1 protein-coding gene, 8 tRNA genes and 1 rRNA gene are annotated in these 1,278 nt (G+C 49.3%); 9 read left to right on the top strand and 1 reads right to left on the bottom strand.

Going from position 1 to position 1,278, the window contains the following annotated elements:
* The 9 genes from rrf to C558_RS0130000 form a co-directional block, all read left to right on the top strand.
* A 5S ribosomal RNA gene (rrf, locus tag C558_RS32950) occupies window positions 1-94 on the top strand; the annotation flags it as partial.
* Window positions 95-139: 45 nt separating this feature from the next.
* A tRNA-Asn gene (locus tag C558_RS0130035) sits at window positions 140-215 on the top strand.
* 5 nt (window positions 216-220) lie between these two features.
* Window positions 221-296, top strand: a tRNA-Thr gene (locus tag C558_RS0130030).
* Window positions 297-329: 33 nt separating this feature from the next.
* Window positions 330-404: transfer RNA gene (locus C558_RS0130025), tRNA-Glu, on the top strand.
* Window positions 405-414: 10 nt separating this feature from the next.
* Window positions 415-490 (top strand) — tRNA-Val (locus C558_RS0130020).
* 5 nt (window positions 491-495) lie between these two features.
* Window positions 496-571 (top strand) — tRNA-Thr (locus C558_RS0130015).
* Between the two features lie 8 nt (window positions 572-579).
* A tRNA-Gln gene (locus tag C558_RS0130010) sits at window positions 580-654 on the top strand.
* A 17-nt stretch (window positions 655-671) separates the two neighbouring features.
* Window positions 672-747 (top strand) — tRNA-Lys (locus C558_RS0130005).
* 14 nt (window positions 748-761) lie between these two features.
* Window positions 762-844: transfer RNA gene (locus tag C558_RS0130000), tRNA-Leu, on the top strand.
* Window positions 845-1,036: 192 nt separating this feature from the next.
* Here the strand turns inward: C558_RS0130000 and C558_RS34525 are convergent.
* A partial coding sequence (locus tag C558_RS34525) for a hypothetical protein (protein WP_211220821.1) occupies window positions 1,037-1,278 on the bottom strand: 242 nt, incomplete at its 5' end.

Genomic DNA, 1,278 nt, shown 5'->3' with positions numbered 1-1,278 from the left:
TCCACGCGTACCCATCCCGAACACGACCGTTAAGCCCTCTAGCGCCGATGGTACTTGGACCGCAGGGTCCTGGGAGAGTAGGACGATGCCAAGCGTGTAGTTATTCTAACGATTGCAACATATCGTTAGAACACTCTATTCCCTGATAGCTCAGTTGGTAGAGCACTCGACTGTTAATCGAGTTGTCACAGGTTCGAGTCCTGTTCGGGGAGCCACTTTTGCTCTCATAGCTCAGTAGGTAGAGTGCATCCATGGTAAGGATGAGGTCACCGGTTCGATCCCGGTTGAGAGCTCCATGTAGCACCTATGTACAAGCATCAATGCAGCAAGGCCCGTTGGTCAAGGGGTTAAGACACCTCCCTTTCACGGAGGTAACAGGGGTTCGAATCCCCTACGGGTCACCATGAATAATTCGGAGGCTTAGCTCAGCTGGGAGAGCATCTGCCTTACAAGCAGAGGGTCAGCGGTTCGATCCCGTTAGCCTCCACCATATATGCCGTTGTAGCTCAACTGGTAGAGCAACTGACTTGTAATCAGTAGGTTGGGGGTTCAAGTCCTCTCGACGGCACCATGTTCTATTGGGGATTAGCCAAGCGGTAAGGCAACGGACTTTGACTCCGTCATGCATAGGTTCAAATCCTATATCCCCAGCCATCTTTACTCTCATATGAGAGCCATTAGCTCAGTTGGTAGAGCACCTGACTTTTAATCAGGGTGTCGAAGGTTCGAGTCCTTCATGGCTCACCAGTTTTATCTCACGTGCGCGTATGGCGGAATTGGCAGACGCACTAGACTTAGGATCTAGCGGGCGACCGTGGGGGTTCAAGTCCCTCTACGCGCACCATACCAACAACATCGAAATCCTGTTGATCATTTGATCTACAGGATTTTTTGCATATACAGTAGAGGATCTGATTAACATTTGCGGAGATTTGCTTCATACCTGCGATTGATTAGAAGTTGTGGCTACTCCAATATACTTCGTGACCTTCGATGGTGGCGGCGATCAGATCCGAGTTGGTCGGCGTCATTAGCTCTAATCCCGGTATAGTGGCAGATCATGTGAGAATGCTACATTTGTATTGGTGTAATTTCCTCCTGTATGTGATCCAATTCCATTAGGTCGTGTGTTAAAGCCTTCTGCATGCTTTCCTGCGCTGTTCGCTTGACTTAAGACGCCTTCAGATGAGCAGCGATTCCTGAAATGGGTACAGCGATATTGATGGCCTCTGCATGCGGGATTATTCCAAGGCAGATGTCTGATAGCCTTCAACATAT

The sequence above is a fragment of the Paenibacillus terrigena DSM 21567 genome, from assembly GCF_000374845.1.
GTDB classification, from domain to species: domain Bacteria; phylum Bacillota; class Bacilli; order Paenibacillales; family Paenibacillaceae; genus Paenibacillus_K; species Paenibacillus_K terrigena.
The sequence above is the reverse complement of the archived record's forward strand: the minus strand, read 5'-3'. Positions and strand labels throughout refer to the sequence as shown.